Source organism: Limosilactobacillus avium (assembly GCF_947381485.1).
GTDB lineage: Bacteria > Bacillota > Bacilli > Lactobacillales > Lactobacillaceae > Limosilactobacillus > Limosilactobacillus avium.
The window spans coordinates 1-16963 of sequence record NZ_CANCWN010000035.1 but is presented as its reverse complement, the minus strand read 5'-3'; the positions used below and the strand labels follow the sequence as shown (position 1 = coordinate 16963).

The 16963-nt window shown below is 53.1% G+C and carries 17 protein-coding genes; 11 read left to right on the top strand and 6 right to left on the bottom strand.

Going from position 1 to position 16963, the window contains the following annotated elements; genetic code table 11:
- The 3 genes from QOS01_RS09110 to QOS01_RS09100 all read left to right on the top strand — a co-directional run.
- Positions 1-486, top strand: a 486-nt coding sequence (locus QOS01_RS09110; RefSeq protein ID WP_283622079.1) for an LPXTG cell wall anchor domain-containing protein, incomplete at its 5' end; no start/stop codon positions are given.
- A 243-nt stretch (positions 487-729) separates the two neighbouring features.
- Entirely contained in the window at positions 730-2283 is a 1554-nt protein-coding gene (locus tag QOS01_RS09105; protein WP_283622078.1) for a glycosyltransferase family 4 protein, read from the top strand.
- Entirely contained in the window at positions 2284-3744 is a 1461-nt protein-coding gene (locus QOS01_RS09100; RefSeq protein ID WP_283622077.1) for a glycosyltransferase, read from the top strand.
- 51 nt (positions 3745-3795) lie between these two features.
- On the opposite strand, the gene QOS01_RS09095 is transcribed toward QOS01_RS09100, so the two are convergent.
- Positions 3796-5202 carry a C69 family dipeptidase gene (locus tag QOS01_RS09095; RefSeq protein WP_283622076.1) on the bottom strand — a complete coding sequence of 469 codons (1407 nt, stop codon included), beginning with the start codon at positions 5200-5202 and terminating at the stop codon, positions 3796-3798.
- Between the two features lie 154 nt (positions 5203-5356).
- On the opposite strand from QOS01_RS09095, the gene QOS01_RS09090 reads away from it, so the two are divergent.
- The 5 genes from QOS01_RS09090 (at position 5357) to QOS01_RS09070 (ending at position 10016) form a co-directional block, all read left to right on the top strand.
- Positions 5357-7186, top strand: coding sequence for a cation:proton antiporter family protein (locus tag QOS01_RS09090; RefSeq protein ID WP_283622075.1), 1830 nt, complete (start codon positions 5357-5359; stop codon positions 7184-7186).
- A gap of 73 nt (positions 7187-7259) precedes the next feature.
- Positions 7260-7445, top strand: a complete 186-nt coding sequence (locus QOS01_RS09085; RefSeq protein WP_003715255.1) for a 2-hydroxymuconate tautomerase — start codon at positions 7260-7262, stop codon at positions 7443-7445.
- A gap of 126 nt (positions 7446-7571) precedes the next feature.
- Entirely contained in the window at positions 7572-9077 is a 1506-nt protein-coding gene (gene glpK / locus QOS01_RS09080; protein WP_283622074.1) for a glycerol kinase GlpK, read from the top strand.
- 23 nt (positions 9078-9100) lie between these two features.
- On the top strand, positions 9101-9613 hold the full coding sequence (locus QOS01_RS09075) for a hypothetical protein (RefSeq protein WP_283622073.1): 513 nt from the start codon (positions 9101-9103) through the stop codon (positions 9611-9613).
- Between the two features lie 148 nt (positions 9614-9761).
- Positions 9762-10016 carry an AbrB/MazE/SpoVT family DNA-binding domain-containing protein gene (locus QOS01_RS09070; RefSeq protein ID WP_283622072.1) on the top strand — a complete coding sequence of 85 codons (255 nt, stop codon included), beginning with the start codon at positions 9762-9764 and terminating at the stop codon, positions 10014-10016.
- 273 nt (positions 10017-10289) lie between these two features.
- On the opposite strand, the gene QOS01_RS09065 is transcribed toward QOS01_RS09070, so the two are convergent.
- From QOS01_RS09065 to QOS01_RS09045, 5 genes are all read right to left on the bottom strand, one after another.
- Entirely contained in the window at positions 10290-11453 is a 1164-nt protein-coding gene (locus tag QOS01_RS09065; RefSeq protein ID WP_283622071.1) for an RNA-guided endonuclease TnpB family protein, read from the bottom strand.
- Positions 11454-11949: 496 nt separating this feature from the next.
- Positions 11950-13191, bottom strand: coding sequence for an oxidoreductase (locus QOS01_RS09060; RefSeq protein WP_283622070.1), 1242 nt, complete (start codon positions 13189-13191; stop codon positions 11950-11952).
- A gap of 112 nt (positions 13192-13303) precedes the next feature.
- Entirely contained in the window at positions 13304-14281 is a 978-nt protein-coding gene (locus QOS01_RS09055) for a linear amide C-N hydrolase (RefSeq protein ID WP_283622069.1), read from the bottom strand.
- A 67-nt stretch (positions 14282-14348) separates the two neighbouring features.
- Positions 14349-14594 (bottom strand): hypothetical protein, encoded by a 246-nt coding sequence (locus QOS01_RS09050; RefSeq protein WP_283622068.1) that lies wholly within the window; start codon positions 14592-14594, stop codon positions 14349-14351.
- Positions 14591-15154 (bottom strand): sigma-70 family RNA polymerase sigma factor, encoded by a 564-nt coding sequence (locus QOS01_RS09045; protein WP_283622067.1) that lies wholly within the window; start codon positions 15152-15154, stop codon positions 14591-14593. Before QOS01_RS09045 ends, QOS01_RS09050 begins: the two co-directional genes overlap by 4 nt.
- Positions 15155-15370: 216 nt before the next feature.
- Between QOS01_RS09045 and QOS01_RS09040 the strand changes: the two genes are divergently transcribed.
- The 3 genes from QOS01_RS09040 (at position 15371) to QOS01_RS09030 (ending at position 16887) form a co-directional block, all read left to right on the top strand.
- The gene (locus tag QOS01_RS09040; protein WP_283622066.1) at positions 15371-16093 is read left to right on the top strand and encodes a hypothetical protein; all 723 of its coding nucleotides are present in this window, start codon (positions 15371-15373) and stop codon (positions 16091-16093) included.
- 82 nt (positions 16094-16175) lie between these two features.
- Entirely contained in the window at positions 16176-16577 is a 402-nt protein-coding gene (locus QOS01_RS09035; protein WP_283622065.1) for a winged helix-turn-helix transcriptional regulator, read from the top strand.
- A 49-nt stretch (positions 16578-16626) separates the two neighbouring features.
- Complete coding sequence (locus tag QOS01_RS09030; protein WP_283622064.1) at positions 16627-16887, top strand: hypothetical protein; 261 nt, start codon at positions 16627-16629, stop codon at positions 16885-16887.
- Positions 16888-16963 lie beyond the last annotated feature (76 nt).

Genomic DNA, 16963 nt, shown 5'->3' with positions numbered 1-16963 from the left:
TCCAGCGCAACAAGTTCTGCCCAGTCTAGTGCAGCAAGCTCTGCACAATCCAGCGCAACGAGCTCCGCACAATCCAGCGCAACAAGTTCCGCACAATCCAGTGCAACAAGCTCTGCCCAATCTAGTGCAACAAGCTCTGCCCAATCTAGCGCAACGAGTTCCGCACAATCTAGTGCAGCAAGTTCTGTAGCATCTGAAGCAACTAACTCTGGTGAAATCAATGCCAACAACTCAGATATGTTTGGCAACACAACTGACCACAACAACGCTGCAACGAACGCCGCATCTGCCGAAGCAGGTAACAACCAAGCCACTGCTAGTGCAACCGTAACTGCTGAAGGCCAAGGTGCTAACGCTACTAAGACGGCCGCTGCTAACCAGACCTTACCACAAACTGGTAACAACAAGGCCGTTTCCCTGGTTGCTCTGGGAATGGTAAGCATGAGCGCAATGCTGGGCTTAGGCTTACGGAAGAAGCGTAACTAAAACCGCTTTTTTACAATTACAATGATCTATAAAGGAGGCTGGTAGAAAACTTTGTTTTCTCACCAGCCTCTTTTAGTTCTCCGAATATTACACAGTAATCGCGGAAAAAAGCGTGCTCCTAGTGTCTAGTTACGGACAATCATTGGCCCGTACCGTGCCAACAATCGTCCTATACTAGCCATACGGAGCACTCTGAAGCTTTTTTCCCAGCTTCTTTATTTTTGACCTATAGAGGAACATACAATGCTTTACTTTATCAACTTTGGAATGCCCGATTACAAGTCCGGCATTGAACACGCCGAGCTCAAGCGCCTGCGCCTGTTCGAACAGCACCACTACCCATGCAAAATCATCATTCACGACTGGACCCGGGACCTCCACGCCACCGCGGCCCGGGCGGGGGTCGATGACCAGCACCTTTTGTCCATGTTTGACTACTTCCAAGATACGGTCGCTCTTCCCCAGCAAAGGGTCACGGTCAAGGACCTCGACCTGGGGGTTGCCAACCCTAATCTGGTAAAAGACGATGCCAACCACCGCTACCTGGTGTCGCGTCCCGACGGCCGGCTCCTGGCCCGGGTCAACTACGATCCAGACAACAATGAACAAGTGACCACGGTCGAACTGTTCGATGGCTATGGCAACCTTTACCGGGTCGACAACTACGACACCCGGGGCTTCCGGACCCTCCTGCAGTGGTATTCACCGGACAACAAGATTGACAATGAGGAATGGCTCACCCCGGATGGCGAAGTCGTGATCCGCGCCTTTCACAATTACGACGCCGACGGCAAGCTGACCACGACCGGTTGGTGGCTGCGTGACCACCACCAGCTTGTCCACCAGTTTGCCACCATGGACCAACTCTTTGCCTTTTTCTTGAACACGGTTAACGCCAGTGGCCAGAACACCTTTATTCTGGACCGGTCACTGTTGGCGGACGATGCCCTGATCCACCTGGACCGGCCGGCATACACGGTCATGCACCTCCACAACTCGCAGGCTGGTGATGCCCAGGACCCTCTCCACTCAATTCTTAATGACAATTACGAATACGCCCTAACCAATATCAACCGCTACTCGGCCTACATCTGTGCGACCGCCCGGCAGACACGCGACGTCATCGCCCGCTTCCACCCGACCTGCGACATGTTCACGATTCCGGTGGGTATTGTCCCGGAGAGCCAGCTCACGGCGCCCCGCGTTCCGGAAAGTCAGCGGACCTTTGGTAAAATCATCGCGGTGGCCCGGATTGCCCGGGAGAAGAACCTCGGGGCCCTGATCAAGGCGGTCAAGATTGCCCACGACCAGGTGCCAGCGGTAACCTTGGACCTCTACGGCTACCCTGATTCGGCCAATAACTACGAGGAAAAGCGGAAGCTCACCAAACTCATCACCGACCTGGACCTCACCAATGTGGTGTCCTTTAAGGGCTACACCAGTGACCTGGCGGCAATCGAGGACCGGGCCCAGATCTTTGGTCTGACCTCAACCATGGAAGGGTTCAATCTGTCAATCATGGAGGCCATCTCCCACGGGGTCGTCGGCGTGACCTACGACGTTAACTACGGGCCCAACGACATCATCCAGGATGGCAAGAATGGCTACGTGGTGGACTACGGTGACTACCGGGCCCTCGGCAGGCGCCTGGTTGAGCTCTTACAGGATTCGAATCTAATGCAAAAGATGAGCGACGGGGCCTATGATTCTGCCCGTCGCTACTCACCGGATAGCGTTTGGCAGGATTGGCAGAAACTAATCACGACCGCCCAGGAGCGGTTGAAGGGGGTGCAGTAAATGATTTACCTTGTTGGTGAAAATATCTTTAGCCTGAACTCAGGAACGGAATTTTCCCAAATCCAACGCCTGCAAGCACTGAAGCGGGCGGGGCACCAGGTAAAAATCGTGACCCGCAACTACAACCGCTTCCTCAGTCAGAACCTTGCCCAGCATGGCTTGGACCAGACGGACTCAATCAACATGTATGACTTCTTCCAGGGGGCCCTGGACGTGCCGCGGAAAAAGCAGCACCTCCGTTACCTGAAGAGCATCCCCCTAGCGGACTACCACATCGTTGGCGTTGACAATAATCTCTCAGAAATCCGCTACCAGGGGAAGGCCTTGGCAAGAATCCACGTGATGCCAGCAACGGTCGGCCTGGTCGGCGACGTCGAATACCTCGATGACCTGGGCCACCCGGCCGTCCGTGAATACTGGGACTGGCGGGGGTTCAAGTCCATGGTTCAGACCTACCACCCGGACGGGACCGTGGGGAGCGAGCGCTTCTTCAGCCCAGCGGGGCAGCCGGTCCTGGAAATCACCCACATGCATATCGGCGACCAGGTCCGGCCAACGATGTGGAAATTAATCCACTACCAGGGACAGGACCGGATTTTCGACTCAGAAGGGGACCTCTTCACCTTCTTCCTGAACGAACTGAACCGCCAAGAACAAGCAACCTTCGTCAGTGACAGGCGGAGCGTCGATGCTAACGTCCTGGCCGTTGACCAGCCTGTTCAGACGATTGCGGTCATCCACAGTCAGGCCGCCAATAAGCAGGGGGTCTACCAGGATTACCAAGTCGCCCTGAACGGGAATGCAGCGGGCCACTTCACCAAGGTGGCCTTGCCCAGCAAGCAGGAGGCTCGGGCCCTACAGAAGTTTGTCACCTACCGGAAGGCCCTTCACCCGGTCATGGACTGTTACTACCCAACCGTGGCGACGGACCGCCAGCTGAGCAGTCAGCCAACCCTGGTGTACCGGGGGATGCTGACGCCGGTTAAGCGGATCACCGACCTGGTCCGGGCCTTCCAGCTCGTCCACCAGCAACTGCCCAAGGCCCGCCTGGTCATGCAGGGCTACTTCACCGCCAGCTACCAGCCGCAGGTGACGGGCCTGATTAACCAGTTGGGACTGACCGCAAGTGTCGACTTGGTGGACTACGGCCTGGAGCCAACCATTTATGACCATGCTGACCTCTTCATCAACGCCAGTGAGAACGAGGGGCTGGGGATGAACATGGTCGAGGCCCTGAGCCACGGCGTCCCGGTGATCAGCTACAACGTTCCCGACGTCAAGGCCTTGCTGCCTAACCAGGCCCTGGTGCAAAACGCCAACCCCGCAGCCCTGGCCCGGCAGGCGGTGGCCATCCTGAGTGACCCCCAGGGTTACCCGGCCAGGTCGAACGCGGCCCGGCAGATTGCCGCCCAATATAACGAGGCTGCCTTTGTTAAGCAGTGGGAAGACCTATTGAAATAGAAAAAGACCGCTAACGTTCGGTTGCTACCGAATGCTAGCGGTCATGTTGTTTTACAGGTTTTCGTCTGTATTGAAGTTAAGCGGCGAGTAGTCGGTCATCTTGGTGATCAGTTCCAGGGCCAGCTTCTTGTAGGCGTTCATGGTGTCGACCGCGAAGTTGTTGCTCTGCTGGGTCAGGTAGGCCGGGCGTTTGTCGGCGGCCAGCTTGGCGACGACGGCGTCCGTTTCCTGGATCATCTTGATGGCGGCACGCTTGCGCTCCTTTTGGACATCCTCTAAGAGGGGTAGGAAGTCGTGGAGGTGGCTGTCAACGAGGACGCTGGCGTGTTTGAAAATCCAGTAGGCTGAGTTGAGCTGGGCGGGAAGCTTGCCCCGCTTGTAAGGCGCCGGAACATCGGTGATGCCGTTGAAGAAGGGCACGTAGGTACTTTGTGCCGCCACGCCCATTGCCAGCCAGTGGATGTTGGCCCCCGGCTGCCGGTTCATCTGCAGGACGTGGGACTCCTGGGTCTTGGCCAGGCTGATTGGCCGGTACTTATGGGCATCGGGACCCTTGCCGAGCGGGTCATATGGTGTGCCTTCAAAGTGGTTGGCCAGGTACTGCTGGGCATCGAAGACCGATAGCTTCTTTTCTGGCTTCATGATGAAGGGGAGGTCGGTATCCTCGGGGTGCTCGTCCTTAGCGGCGTTAGGGCTGAACATCTGGTGGCCAACCCAGACCCGGGGCTCGCTGTAGATGGCGTCCGACCGGTCGGCGGTGCCGAAGATTTGTCGGAAGTTAAAGCCCTCCTTGGCCGGGTTGAGGTGGTTGGCGGCCACGAAATCCTGGATGCCAGGGTGGAACATGTAGTTATCCGGGTCCTGGAAGTCAATTTCCTGGATGGCCAGCTGGTTAGCGACCACCGCGTAGGAGTTGTCTGGAATCCGCTGGGCCACCCAGTAGTGACCACTGCCGCTCTCAAAGTACCAGGCCTCGTCGTTGTCGGCGAAGAGGACCCCGTTGGTTTCACCGGTCCCGTACTGGGCAATCAAGTTGCCGAGCCGCTGGACCCCTTCACGAGCGGTCTTGACGAAGGGGAGGACGACGGTGATCATCGCCTCCTCATTCAGCCCATCCGGTACCAGGGGGTCGCAGCCCAGGACCAGCGGGTTGGCGTAGGCACTCTCGGTCGCACTCATGGCCACGTCGTATTCGTTGATGCCGTCTTCTTCAAACAGGCCCTCCTTGTCCGTCCATTCCGGAGTGGCCGTGTAGCGAGCGCTGTTTCCGGGCAGCTCCAGCTCGAACTTCGAGTCCTTGGAGATGAAGCGTTTGCTAAGGGCCTCGTGCGGGTGGACGACCATGTGCTTAGGCCAGGCGGCCTTGGCGTCTTCGTTTCGCCCAATCATGATTGTGCCGTCGATACTGGCGTTTTTACCAATTAAAATGCTTGTGCAGGCACTTAACTTATTTGTCATGGAATTTAGAAACTCCTTTTTTGTAATTATTAACGTTTATCAATTGTACATTGAAAATCACCGAAAGTCGACTGGGACGCTGGCAAAATAGTTGTTTTCATTTACAGGCGCCGATTATATAATAGTGAAGATAAAAAGTAAGGGAGCGAAAACTATGGAGCAAGTCTCTGTATTGATTGTAATGGTAGCGGCCCTGATTATTCCCATCATCATGGCCCGCTTTAAAGTTTCCACCGTCCCCACCGCGGTGGCGGAAATCGTGATGGGGATTATTCTCGGCAAGAGTGCGTTTAACATCGTGGCCCCCAACGAGATCCTCAACATGATGTCGACCTTTGGGGTGATCATGCTGATGTTTCTCTCGGGGATGGAGATCAACTTTGACCTCTTCAAGCGCCAGCCGGGGAAGAAACCCGACAGTAAGTCGCCGGTCAGCCTGGCCAGCATGTCCTTTGTCGTGGTCATCGTGACCGCGGCGATTCTCGGGATTATCCTCCGCCTGGTGGGGCTCTTCTCGGACGTCTTCTTAGCCACCATCCTCTTCTCGACGGTGGCCCTCGGGGTGGTTATCGCTACCCTGAAGGAAAAGGAGATCCTCGGCCGGCCAGCGGGGCAGACCATCCTATTGACGGCGGTGCTGGGGGAAGTTGTGCCGATGCTGTCCCTCACCATCTACGCCTCCATTAACGGGGGCAATGCCAAGCGGCTGTGGTTGATCCTCCTTCTTTTCTTAGCCGCCATCATCCTCTTGATGCGGTTCAAGCAACCCTACATGTGGTTTAACCGGATTTCTAAGTCGACGACCCAGCTCGACATTCGCCTGGCCTTCTCACTGATCTTCATCCTGGTGACGATTGCGGAAAGTGTCGGGGCGGAAAACATCCTGGGGGCCTTTCTGGCCGGGATGGTAATGAAGCTCCTCGAGCCGACCGAGTCCACGAAGGATAAGCTGACCTCGATTGGGTACGGCTTCTTGATTCCGTTCTTCTTCATCATGACCGGGGTCCGGCTTGACCTGCGGACCCTGATCACCCACCCCCAGGCCCTGGCCCTGATTCCCGTTTTGGTCGCTTGCTTCATCATTGCCAAGCTGCCGATCATGTTCATCTACAAGCGGCGGTTTTCGACGCGGAACTCCTTTGCGGGCAGCTTCCTGGTCGTTACGACGATCACCCTGGTCCTGCCAGCGCTGGCGGTGGCCCGCAACCTGCACGCCATCACCACTACCCAGTCAGACGCCTTTGTTCTGGCGGCCGTGGTGGTCTGCCTGATTGCGCCGGTGGTCTTCAATTCGGTCTACAAGCTGGAGAAGGCCGACCTGATCAAGCAGCGGGTGGTCTTCATTGGGACCAACACCTTCAGTGTGCCGGTTACCCAGCAACTTTCGAAGAACTGGTACGATGTCCGGATGGTGACGGACAGCGAAGAAAACTACAAGACCTTTAACAGCGAGGTCAATGACCTGACCTACCTGCCGGAATTGACGGCAGAAAGCCTGCAAAAGGGCCACTTCTTTGACACCGACGTCCTGGTCCTGGCCTTCCCGAGTGACAAGAAAAACGCGCGGCTGGCGATTATGGCTAAAAAGGCCGGGGTCAACCGGGTCATCGCCGGGCAAAACGCCCCCGGGCGGAACCGGGAGAAGGTCGGCAACCTCGTCGACATGGGGATTGAGATTTACAACACCTTCAATGTCCAGATCAGTGTCTTGCGCTCCTTGATTGAGACGCCATCGATTCTGGAAATGCTGATGGACACCGATGCCGGCCTGTACGAAGCGGTTGTCCGCAACCCCCGCTTCATTGGTAGTGAATTACACACCCTGCCGTTTATCGACCAGATCACGGTCAGCCGGATTTACCGGAACCACCGGGCAATCTCGCCCCATGGTGACACGGTCTTAGAGGAAGGTGACCACATGATCTTCACTGGTGACCAGACCGCGGCCGAGGAGGCCCGTCGGCAGTTGCGGCGGCGGAATTAATCGCTTTCAGGGATACCCTTATTACTATATTTATGGTAAGATTAAGTGAGATTATTCGAGGAGGGTATTACTTATGCCATTGGTTCATATTGACCTAATCGAAGGCCGGAGTGAAGAACAACTCAAGGGCCTCGTTAAGGACGTTACCGCAGCAATTTCCAAGAACGCCAATGTTCCAGCAGACCGGGTACACATTGTCTTAAACGAGATGCGTAAGGACCGTTACAGTGTTGGCGGGACGATGGTAAGCGACAAATAATTGTTAATCTGGAGGCTGGAAAGATTACTTTTCCAGCCTCTTTGTTGTTTTAGGTATTTATAGGCAATCGCGGAAATCGACGAGTTGCGCGGCGCTTTTCCAGCTTGCTTGAAAGGATGAACAACTTTGAATGAGCAACAGTATATAATGGCGATTGATGAGGGGACCACGAGTGCCCGGGCAATTATCTTTGACCACGCCGGTAATAAGGTCGGCATGAGCCAGCAGGAATTCCCCCAGTACTTCCCCAAGCCCGGCTGGGTCGAGCACGATGCGATGGAAATCTGGGACAGTGTCCAGGCCGTCATTTCGGACGTGATGATCAAGACCCAGATTAAGCCTTACAAGATTGCGGCCATTGGGATTACCAACCAGCGGGAAACCACCGTTATCTGGGACAAGAAGACGGGCAAGCCGATTTACCACGCGGTTGTCTGGCAGTCAAAGCAGACGAGTGATATCGCTGAGCAGTTGATCAAGGACGGCTACAAGGATATGATCCACGCCAAGACCGGGTTAGTAATCGATTCCTACTTTGCCGCCACTAAGATCAAGTGGATTTTGGACCGGGTCCCGGGGGCCTGTGAGCGCGCCGCTAAGGGTGAGTTGATGTTTGGCACCATCGACACTTGGCTCTTGTGGAACCTGAGTGGGCGGCGGGTCCACGCCACCGACGTGACTAACGCCAGCCGGACGATGCTCTTCAACATCCATAAGCTGGAGTGGGACCAGGACATCTTAGACTTGCTGGACATCCCACGGGCTATCCTGCCGGAGGTTAAGCCCAGTTCGGCCATTTTCGGCTACACCGGAGACTACCACTTCTACGGTGTCCAGATCCCGATTGCTGGAATCGCCGGGGACCAGCAGGCAGCCCTCTTTGGCCAGGCCGCTTATGAAAAGGGGTCGGTCAAAAATACCTACGGGACCGGGGCCTTTATCGTGATGAACACCGGCCTGGAACCGACCTTGTCGGACAACGGCCTGCTGACCACGATTGCTTACGGGGTCGGCGGTAAGACCTACTATGCCCTGGAAGGGAGTATCTTTGTCGCCGGGTCCGCTGTCCAGTGGCTCCGCGATGGCCTGCAGCTGTTTAAACACGCCAGTGAGTCCGAGCAGATGGCCCTGGATGCCCAGACGACCGGGGGCGTCTACGTGGTTCCGTCCTTTACCGGACTCGGGGCACCATACTGGGACCAGGAAGTGCGGGGCGCCATATTTGGCCTGACCCGGGGGACGAACCGCAAGCACCTGGTTCGGGCCACCCTGGAGTCGATTGCCCTTCAGACCCGGGACGTCGTTGACACAATGGTCAAGGATACCAAGCTCCCGTTGACGGCTCTGACGGTTAACGGGGGGGCCTCCCGGAATAATTTCATGATGCAATTCCAGGCGGACATTCTGCAGACGCCAATTAAGCGGGCGGCCATGGAGGAGACGACCGCGTTGGGTGCTGCCTTCTTGGCGGGCCTGGCGGTTGACTTCTGGGCCGACCAGGATGAGCTGCGCAAGCTTTCCAAGATTGGTGACGAATTTAACCCGCAGATGACCGCAGAACAGGCTGACAAGATCTACGCCGGCTGGCAACAGGCTATTAAGGCGGCTCAGTTCTTCAGCCACGGCAAATAAATTAAAAATAATAGGTGAATTAAATGGAACAAAAACAACCCAACCAGATGATTGCTGAGCTCCGTAAGTTTGTAGAGGACAACCGGGAGGACCAGTTTGGCCCCCACGAGTCCCTGTATTTTGAGATCCTGAAGCAGTGGGAAAGCCTGAACCGGTACTCGATGTCCTGGGCTGACCCGCAGAGTAAAAAGTTGGCGACGGACTATTGGCGGGGGATGGCCTCCTGGTACAAGAAGTTTGACCGTCAAAGGGACCAGGTTCTGGAGCCCCAGGCCTTTAAGAACCGGGAACTGTTCAACCTCTTTGATCAAACGGCCAACCAGATGGCGACGGATATCTTGTTAATGCTGCCGGATGGTCAGACCAAGCAGCCAGTGGTCAAGATCAACGACTTTGCCTTCCGCCTGCGGAACGAACTACTGGAATTTAACCAGTTGAACCGGGACGGCTTGACCCCAGCAGACTTTGAGCTCCTGCTGGAATACTGGCACGAGCTTTATCAGCTGGTCGGGCTGCAAGATGAAGAAGTAAAATAAAAAGCTGGAGGAAATTTTCCTCCAGCTTTTTGTGCTTTAAAAGTGTTTGATGACATTTGTATATCTAGGTTAAAATGTGGATATACAAGCGTATACTATAACTAGTCCTAAATTGTGAGAATACGCACGGATACTCGGAGGAATCGTCATGGAGGAAACGCTTAAATTAAGAAAATGGGGTAATTCCAATGTAATTCGCCTTCCTAAAGAGATGCTAAAACAAGTTGGCATTACCCCTGGTGATGATGAGGTTTGTGTAGATATCACGGACGATGCAATCGTGATAAAACCTAAAAGGGAAGGAAAATTGTTAGATAGATTATTTGAAAGCTATGATAGTAAGCACCCTTATCCATTTGAAGTGGTGGACAAGGGTGGTGCTATCGGCAAGGAACTTTACTAAAAAGGTTATCGTGCGAGTGAGGATAGCAGTGCCTTAACACGAAATAACTAATATGGTGAGGAGTTAATGCTTATGGTATTTAACCACGAGCATTACGAACGAAGTGACATTATTACAGTGTCAAATAATCCAAAATCCAAGAATAACAATGAGCGTGAACTACACGGCCATCAATGACCGCGCTTCTGGGAACATGAAGTAGTATTTAGGATATTATACCTGTATTCAAGCTACCTAACTTACAGAACTCCACTCTTTTACCATGGCTAGTCCCTAGCCAACGGCTTTTAATCCTTGACGCAAGATATTAACTGCCGCATTAATATCCCGGTCGTGATGGGTACCACAGCTTTGGCATGTCCATTCACGAATTTGTAACGGCTTTGGTCCGCTATGGTAACCACAGTGGCTACAAATTTGGCTGGTATAGTTTGGTTTAACAGTTACTAATTTCTTACCATACCAGGCACACTTATACGCCAACATGGTCCGGAACTGATACCAACTGGCATTTGCAATGGCCTTAGCTAGGCAATGATTTTTTTGAAGGTTTTTGGCTTTCAAATCTTCAATGACGATTACGTCGTATTGCTTAACCAAGGTCGTTGTTAGTTTATGCAAATAATCTTTACGCTGGCTCGCTACCTTAGCTTGGTAACGGGCCTTTTGCTGCTGTGCTCGTTGCCAGTTTTGGTAATCACTTAGTTCTTTCTTGAAGGTTTTGTGGTTATGGTTCCACTGACAGACGGCAACCGTCGCCTGATGCTTCCGTTTGGCATACTTACTTTGCCACCTGATTGCTTGTTTTTCCACCCATTTAGAATTAAATGTTCCGTACTTGATTCCATCAGAACTAATGGCTAGATTAGTGATGCCAACATCAATTCCAACTGCTTTTCCCGTCTTCCTTAAGTGTTCGGGAGCCTCAATCGCCACTTGTAAGGACAGGTAGTAGCGGCCGGTGGGCTCAAGGCAAACCGTATAGCATTTAATCTTGCCATTAGCTAACAAGGTTGTTTTGCTGGTGCGGATGCTGCCCAGCTTAGGCAACCTCACCCGCCGTTTAGCAAGTACCCGACAAACTGACCGCCCCGTATAAGCCTGCCGAATAGCACGACGCGATTTAAAACGTGGGTAACCGCCCCGATGTTTAAATAACATCTTAAAAGCTTGGGCGAGGTTGTGATTGACGACGAGGAAGCTAGTTGAGTCACTCGCTCTAAGAAATGGGTATTCCTGCTTGAGTCTCTTCAGTAGATAATTCATCCCGTATTCATTGACGAAATGACTGCTGGGATTATTTTGATATCGTTCCTTGGCCATCACCAACATTTGGTTCCAAACGAAGCGATTGTTACCAAACATCTGCCATAATTGGTCCCTTTGCTGGGCATTGGGATATAGGCGAAGTTTGATCCCCTTTATAATTTGCGCCATTTTCACTACAATCTTTCATCATTGGCTAGTCAACAAAGCTAATTAATACCTGAATACCACTCTTTGTTAAGTACATTATATCATATTTCAAAACGTATGTTCGATTAAAAGATTAAAAAATAGGCAATTCATCACGTCCTTAAAAGGACGTGTTTCCTTGCCCGTTTTCAAAAAGGGGGAGTGCGTTCCTGGGTTGATAGTAAAAAGGAAACCGCTAAATGAGCGTGGCCCCTTTATATGGGCCGTGTCCTTTACAACGACTGAAAGGGAGTATCCTTTAGCGTATGATTGGACAAAGAAGGACCCCAATACGGAAACGCACGTGGCCCTGCTATGTGACCAACTTATTACTTTGGATGTTCATCATTACCGGACTAAACTTGTTGAGCATACTGAGGTGCCAGCAATTTTTGGAACATATAAATAAAAATCGGTGCAGAACAATTAAGGTTGGCACCGATTTTTTTAATAAAAGAGAGAAAAAGTTCGCCTTTCGTTACTTCATCTGGTCATTTTGTGGATATTTCATTTCGGTCCAGGCACCGAAGCCCTGGTGAAGGGTCTTGAGGTCGTCCGCCCGGTTAATCGGAATGCCCAGTTGTGGGGCAGAGAAGGTATCAATCAGTCCTTGGGTCAGGTGACCAGCCTTGGCCTGAGCAGCGGTCAGCGTGGTGATAACCTCATCGGCGTGACCGTTCAAGACCTTATCGGCAAACAGGGGGTCAATCAAAGTTTCCCGCCCGGCAGCAACTAGGTCGGCAAGTTCCAGGGCCTTTTCGGCGTCTTCCTTGCTGGTGATGCTACCGACAATGATTTCCTTGGCACCGTTCAGGTATGGCTTGAAGAGGGTGGCAAATGGCTTGGCCGAGTCGTCAAACTTCTGGTCGGCCTGCTCCCGGTCCATCAGGAGGGCGTCCCCTGGCTTGGAGTCATACTTCAGCATTGACAGGTGGATGTAGTCTAGGTTAAATTCCTTAGTCAGGCGATCAATCAGCTGGGTAGCCTCGTGCCAGGTATAGCCGACGTTCTTACCGTGAATTTCTTCGGGGGAGATCCGGTAACCAACGATGAAGTCCTTCGGGGCGTACTTCTTGACAACGTCCGTTACTGACTTAACGACTGCAACTGGGAAGTTCATCCGCTTCTCCAAACTGCCACCCCAGTGATCCGTCCGCCGGTTGGAGTACTGGGAGAAGAACTGCTGGATTAGGTAGTGGTTGGCACCGTGGATTTCGACACCGTCAAAACCAGCCTCAATTGCCCGCTTGGCGGCAGCACCGAAGTCGGCGACGACCTGCTTGACCTGCTCATCGGTAAATTCGTGGACCTTGTACGGCAGGAACGGGAAGTCGATGGCGCTCGGTGAGTAAACCGGCTTATCCTGCATGGCCCGGTAGTTGGCTTCCCGGCCGGTGTGGGCAATCTGGAGGATCGCCTTGTTACCGGAATGCTTGATTGCGGCGGCGAGCTTCTTCAGCTGGGGGATGAACTTATCGTCATAGACGGCCAGTTGTTCCCGGCCCCGCTTCCAGGTCATGGCAGGACCACCGTTTTCGCTGACGTAGTGGTATTCGGTGATGATCATTCCACCCGCCTTGGACCGGGCATTGTAGTAGTCAAGGGTGTCCTGGGTGGCGTAACCATCTTCACCACTGTTGGTGAGCATTGGCGGCATGACAAAGCGATTGGCCACTGTTGCTCCGTTTGGAAAGGTAAGCGAATCATTCAAATTAGCCATAGCAAAATACCTCCTAAAAAGCTTCAAAATTTACTTACAAATATATAGTAACCTGAAAGCGCTACCGATGCAAACAAAAAAGGCCGCTAACGAATTGTTAGTGACCTTAATTTTATTTAACCTCCCGCACCGCCAGTCGGTCGGGAACGTGGTAGACCTTGGGATGGGTCCATTCCAACATGTCACCAGTCAGCTGGAGCTTGGTGGTATCGCCCCGGTGGTAGGATTGGAAATAGTATTCCCGCCCTTCAGAGACCGTCACGGACCGGTAAACCGAGTAGGTCGGCTGGTGGCGACTGTTCTGGGGAACCGTCACGCTGTCCAGCAGGTGAAATTCACTGGTGATCCCACTGGCCTTATCCTGGGGCACATCGGAACGCTCCCGTAAGTACGCTGCCCGAATGAAGCGGGCACTAGGTGAATAATAGCCCGGTGGGTTAGCCTTCCCCGAGAGGCGCCCGGTGGTTACCCGCGGGGTATTTAAGGGCACCTTCCCGGCCCGAAAGTCAGTTGTAAAGTCCACGTACTTCTCCATTTGCTTGAGCTGGCGGTCGTAGTCGGGACTGTTGGTTACCACGCCCAACGGGTTTTCAATAATCCGCATCGGCTGGCTGGTTGGTTCCACGACCACAATCCGCCCGGTCCGGTCAGCCACGGCAAAGTGCATCTCCGACTTCCCAAACTTGATATCGTTATGGACGTCGCTCATCAGGTCAATTTCCCCGATGTGGTCCGCTAGGTCGGCGACTGACTTGAAGTTGCCCAGAATATAGAAGGCAAACTCGTACGCCGCCAGCTGCACCCGGGAGTCATCCGATTGGTCGACCAAAGTGGCCCCGTTGTCAAAGGTCAGCTTCTGGGCCATCAGGCCGTACTCGTTAACCCCGTCGGAAACGTCAACGTGGTGGGCAGAGAGACTGCCGCCACCGACCAGGGCGTACTTGTTCTGGTACACCCGTTGGTTATAGACCGACTGCCAGCGGAAGTTCCGGGGGACAAAGAGCGGGGAAACGGCCAGCACTGGCCAATCCATCGTCCGTGCCAGAAGGTGGGTCCGGTCGTCCGTTACTTGGTAAATACTTGTACACATGGTTACCCCTCACTTTCATCTTAGGATTATTGTAAGGGGAAGCGTACGATTACCAAAACAATTTGCCTCAGCAATGGCGCTTTAGCCAGGCCTGCAAAAAGGCACTGAGCTTCTCCACATCCCCCTTCTGCAGTGCAAAGGTGTCGTCATGACTTTCGTCGTCAAAGCCGGGATTGCTGACGAGCAGGTCAAGCTGGTTTCCTGCAGGATCAGTAGACAGGCTGAGCTCGTTTGCGCAGCCGTCGTCCCGGTCCTCGCCCCGGTAGTAACAGTGGAACCAATCCTGGTCCCCATTGACTTGGTGTTTACTCATTTTCTCACCTCAAATTCATTCCCATTGTAGCTGAGCCGGCGGGCCTTTGCAATCAAGCCCGTCTTCCACTGGTGAACGGCGCTAGGACTGACCTTGTAATGGTCGGCAATCTCCTTATCGCTCCACTGTCGGTTCAGTTTGGCATCTAGGTAGCGTCGCTGGTTAGGTGAACAGTGCGCCGCCAGGGAGGTGAAGAAGGCGGCATTGACAAGGTGCTCCTCCTCCCAAGTGGGCCGGGGGTCGACGACGAGTTCAACCGGGTCCTGGTCCGCATCACCGGTGACTGTCTGCTGGTCATGCTGGCTATTTTGCCGGAGAAGATCGAGCAGGCGCCAGTAGATCCGCTGGTAGGCGTAGGCCATAAAACGGTCATCCGCCTGTGGGCAGCCGGGGTAGGAGGCGAAGGCTTCAGCAAAGGCGAGGCAGCCCTCCTGAAAGAGGTCGTCGTAGCAGTCACTGTAATAGGAGACGTGCAGACGCTTCAAAACACCGTACACAACGGCGATTCGCTTATCGGTAACCAAGAAAGTTAGTCCGTTAGTAATTTTTTCACAATTCATTATTTATATCATTCCTGAGGATAAATTCTCAGGAGCCCTTGAGTACCGTCATTTTATCTGAAAAGGGGGTAGCTAAACGAACGATAAAACAGGCGTTTAGACCGGAAAAAAGGTGTTGACGGGGGTAAAGACAATTGATATCTTAATATTCGCGGAAACGGTTTCATATTTTCGGGAGAATTCCGTTATTTTTAGATTTGATGTGGGGGAATTTACGTGGATAAAATACGGGTTTTTGATTTTAGTGACCCAGCTTCATTAACAGTTGACGTGACAACGGAGTGCTTTCAGCCCCGTTTTGACAATACGGTCGCGATGACTGCCTACCAGAAGCAAACCTTGATCCTAACGACGGAGGGGCAGGTGGTGGCCCTCAAGCAGCCGCTGCGGGAATGTTTGAAGAGCTTCTGTATCCAAAACGGGATTTACCAGTACGAGATGGACGCCTACTATGCCCGGGTCAAGTGCCGGACACAGGGCCTCATCGCGGGCCATAACCGCCTCGTGCCCAGTCAGGGGACCAGCAATGCCCGGGTGGTTTACTACATGGCCCACTTTCTCGGCAATTACTGCTACTCGACCGAGCGCGACCGCCTCCTGGTATCGTTCGAAGATTTTCACCTGCAGATATACATCGATGCCAGCCTGAAGGCCTTTCAGCGGATTGTGAATGCGGCCGACCGGGTGAGTGTCCTTCAGCTGCAGAATATCCAAAATAAGATTGCCCTCTACGGGATGTGGCGGACGGAAAGCAACCTGATTCGGGCCAGCGATACCTACTGCAGCCGGCAGGACGGCCTCCGCTTGAACCAGGATGTTCGCTTGCAAATGATGCTCAATGCTGTCCGGACCTCCTTTATCAACATCTTTGGCGAGGAGCCGGATACCAACTTCCAGCACCAGTTAGCGCGGTGCGTTAACCGTCGCTTCCGTGGCTAATATACTAAAATTAAACATTTGTCTCTTAATCAGGTATAATAAGGGGGATAAGGAAATAGATTTTGGGAATGGAAGTGGAATAATGACTGAAAAGAAGACTGAAAGTGGCTTGGCCTATACTTTGAAGATCATGGCCAGTCAATGGCAGCCAACGATGATCTACTGGTTAGGCTTTCGGCCATTGACGAAGGGGGAAATGCTGCAGCTGCTCCCGAAGTTAACTAGCGACCAGCTGGCGGCGGAATTACACGCCCTGCAAAACCTCCGGGTCGTAAATCCAGTCATGGATGATGCAAATCAGTATTCACTAACGGATGATGGCGACCAGTTACGGCAGTTGATCATTTCGTCGAGCCTGTGGGGACTTCAGCAACAAGACGATAATGAGGACCGTATTTCGACAAACGTCGTTGAACCAGAGAACACGGCCAGCATAAAGGACCTGGTTAAGTATAATGGCGTTGTGGAAAAGTACCTCGGTTAGTCTTTAACCAGGAAAGGGCCTATAATAATCATTAAAAGGGGGCCTGTTCATGAACAAGGTATTTATGACTGGTTATTACCAGGGAGTTGTAGAAGTGGCACCGGCCTCGCTATCAGCAGCGAAGGTGGAGGAGCTGGCCGTGGCAATGACGGTTCAGCACCTTCGTCATGCGGGGGTGGCCATCACGACTATCCATGATTTTCTGGTCGACGACATCGGGGCGGACCAGCGGGTCGTCAACCGCTTCATCAATTTGACGGCGGACGAGCTGGAAAGCGCCCAGGCAAAGATCTTGGCGATTGCGTTTTAAACTCCCGGAATGTCAATTTAAATTAGAAATTGGTCATCTGTAATATACTTCATGAATACTTCCAAAGGTGTTTGAT

Bases quoted from the DNA above. Each gene is read 5' to 3' on its own strand.
- QOS01_RS09095 (WP_283622076.1), bottom strand. From the start codon at position 5,202: ATGACAAATAAGTTAAGTGCCTGCACAAGCATTTTAATTGGTAAAAAC.
- QOS01_RS09105 (WP_283622078.1), top strand. From the start codon at position 730: ATGCTTTACTTTATCAACTTTGGAATGCCCGATTACAAGTCCGGCATT.
- QOS01_RS09090 (WP_283622075.1), top strand. From the start codon at position 5,357: ATGGAGCAAGTCTCTGTATTGATTGTAATGGTAGCGGCCCTGATTATT.
- QOS01_RS09060 (WP_283622070.1), bottom strand. From the start codon at position 13,191: ATGGCTAATTTGAATGATTCGCTTACCTTTCCAAACGGAGCAACAGTG.
- QOS01_RS09070 (WP_283622072.1), top strand. From the start codon at position 9,762: ATGGAGGAAACGCTTAAATTAAGAAAATGGGGTAATTCCAATGTAATT.
- QOS01_RS09100 (WP_283622077.1), top strand. From the start codon at position 2,284: ATGATTTACCTTGTTGGTGAAAATATCTTTAGCCTGAACTCAGGAACG.
- QOS01_RS09055 (WP_283622069.1), bottom strand. From the start codon at position 14,281: ATGTGTACAAGTATTTACCAAGTAACGGACGACCGGACCCACCTTCTG.
- QOS01_RS09065 (WP_283622071.1), bottom strand. From the start codon at position 11,453: ATGGCGCAAATTATAAAGGGGATCAAACTTCGCCTATATCCCAATGCC.
- QOS01_RS09035 (WP_283622065.1), top strand. From the start codon at position 16,176: ATGACTGAAAAGAAGACTGAAAGTGGCTTGGCCTATACTTTGAAGATC.
- QOS01_RS09050 (WP_283622068.1), bottom strand. From the start codon at position 14,594: ATGAGTAAACACCAAGTCAATGGGGACCAGGATTGGTTCCACTGTTAC.
- QOS01_RS09085 (WP_003715255.1), top strand. From the start codon at position 7,260: ATGCCATTGGTTCATATTGACCTAATCGAAGGCCGGAGTGAAGAACAA.
- QOS01_RS09045 (WP_283622067.1), bottom strand. From the start codon at position 15,154: ATGAATTGTGAAAAAATTACTAACGGACTAACTTTCTTGGTTACCGAT.
- QOS01_RS09030 (WP_283622064.1), top strand. From the start codon at position 16,627: ATGAACAAGGTATTTATGACTGGTTATTACCAGGGAGTTGTAGAAGTG.
- QOS01_RS09075 (WP_283622073.1), top strand. From the start codon at position 9,101: ATGGAACAAAAACAACCCAACCAGATGATTGCTGAGCTCCGTAAGTTT.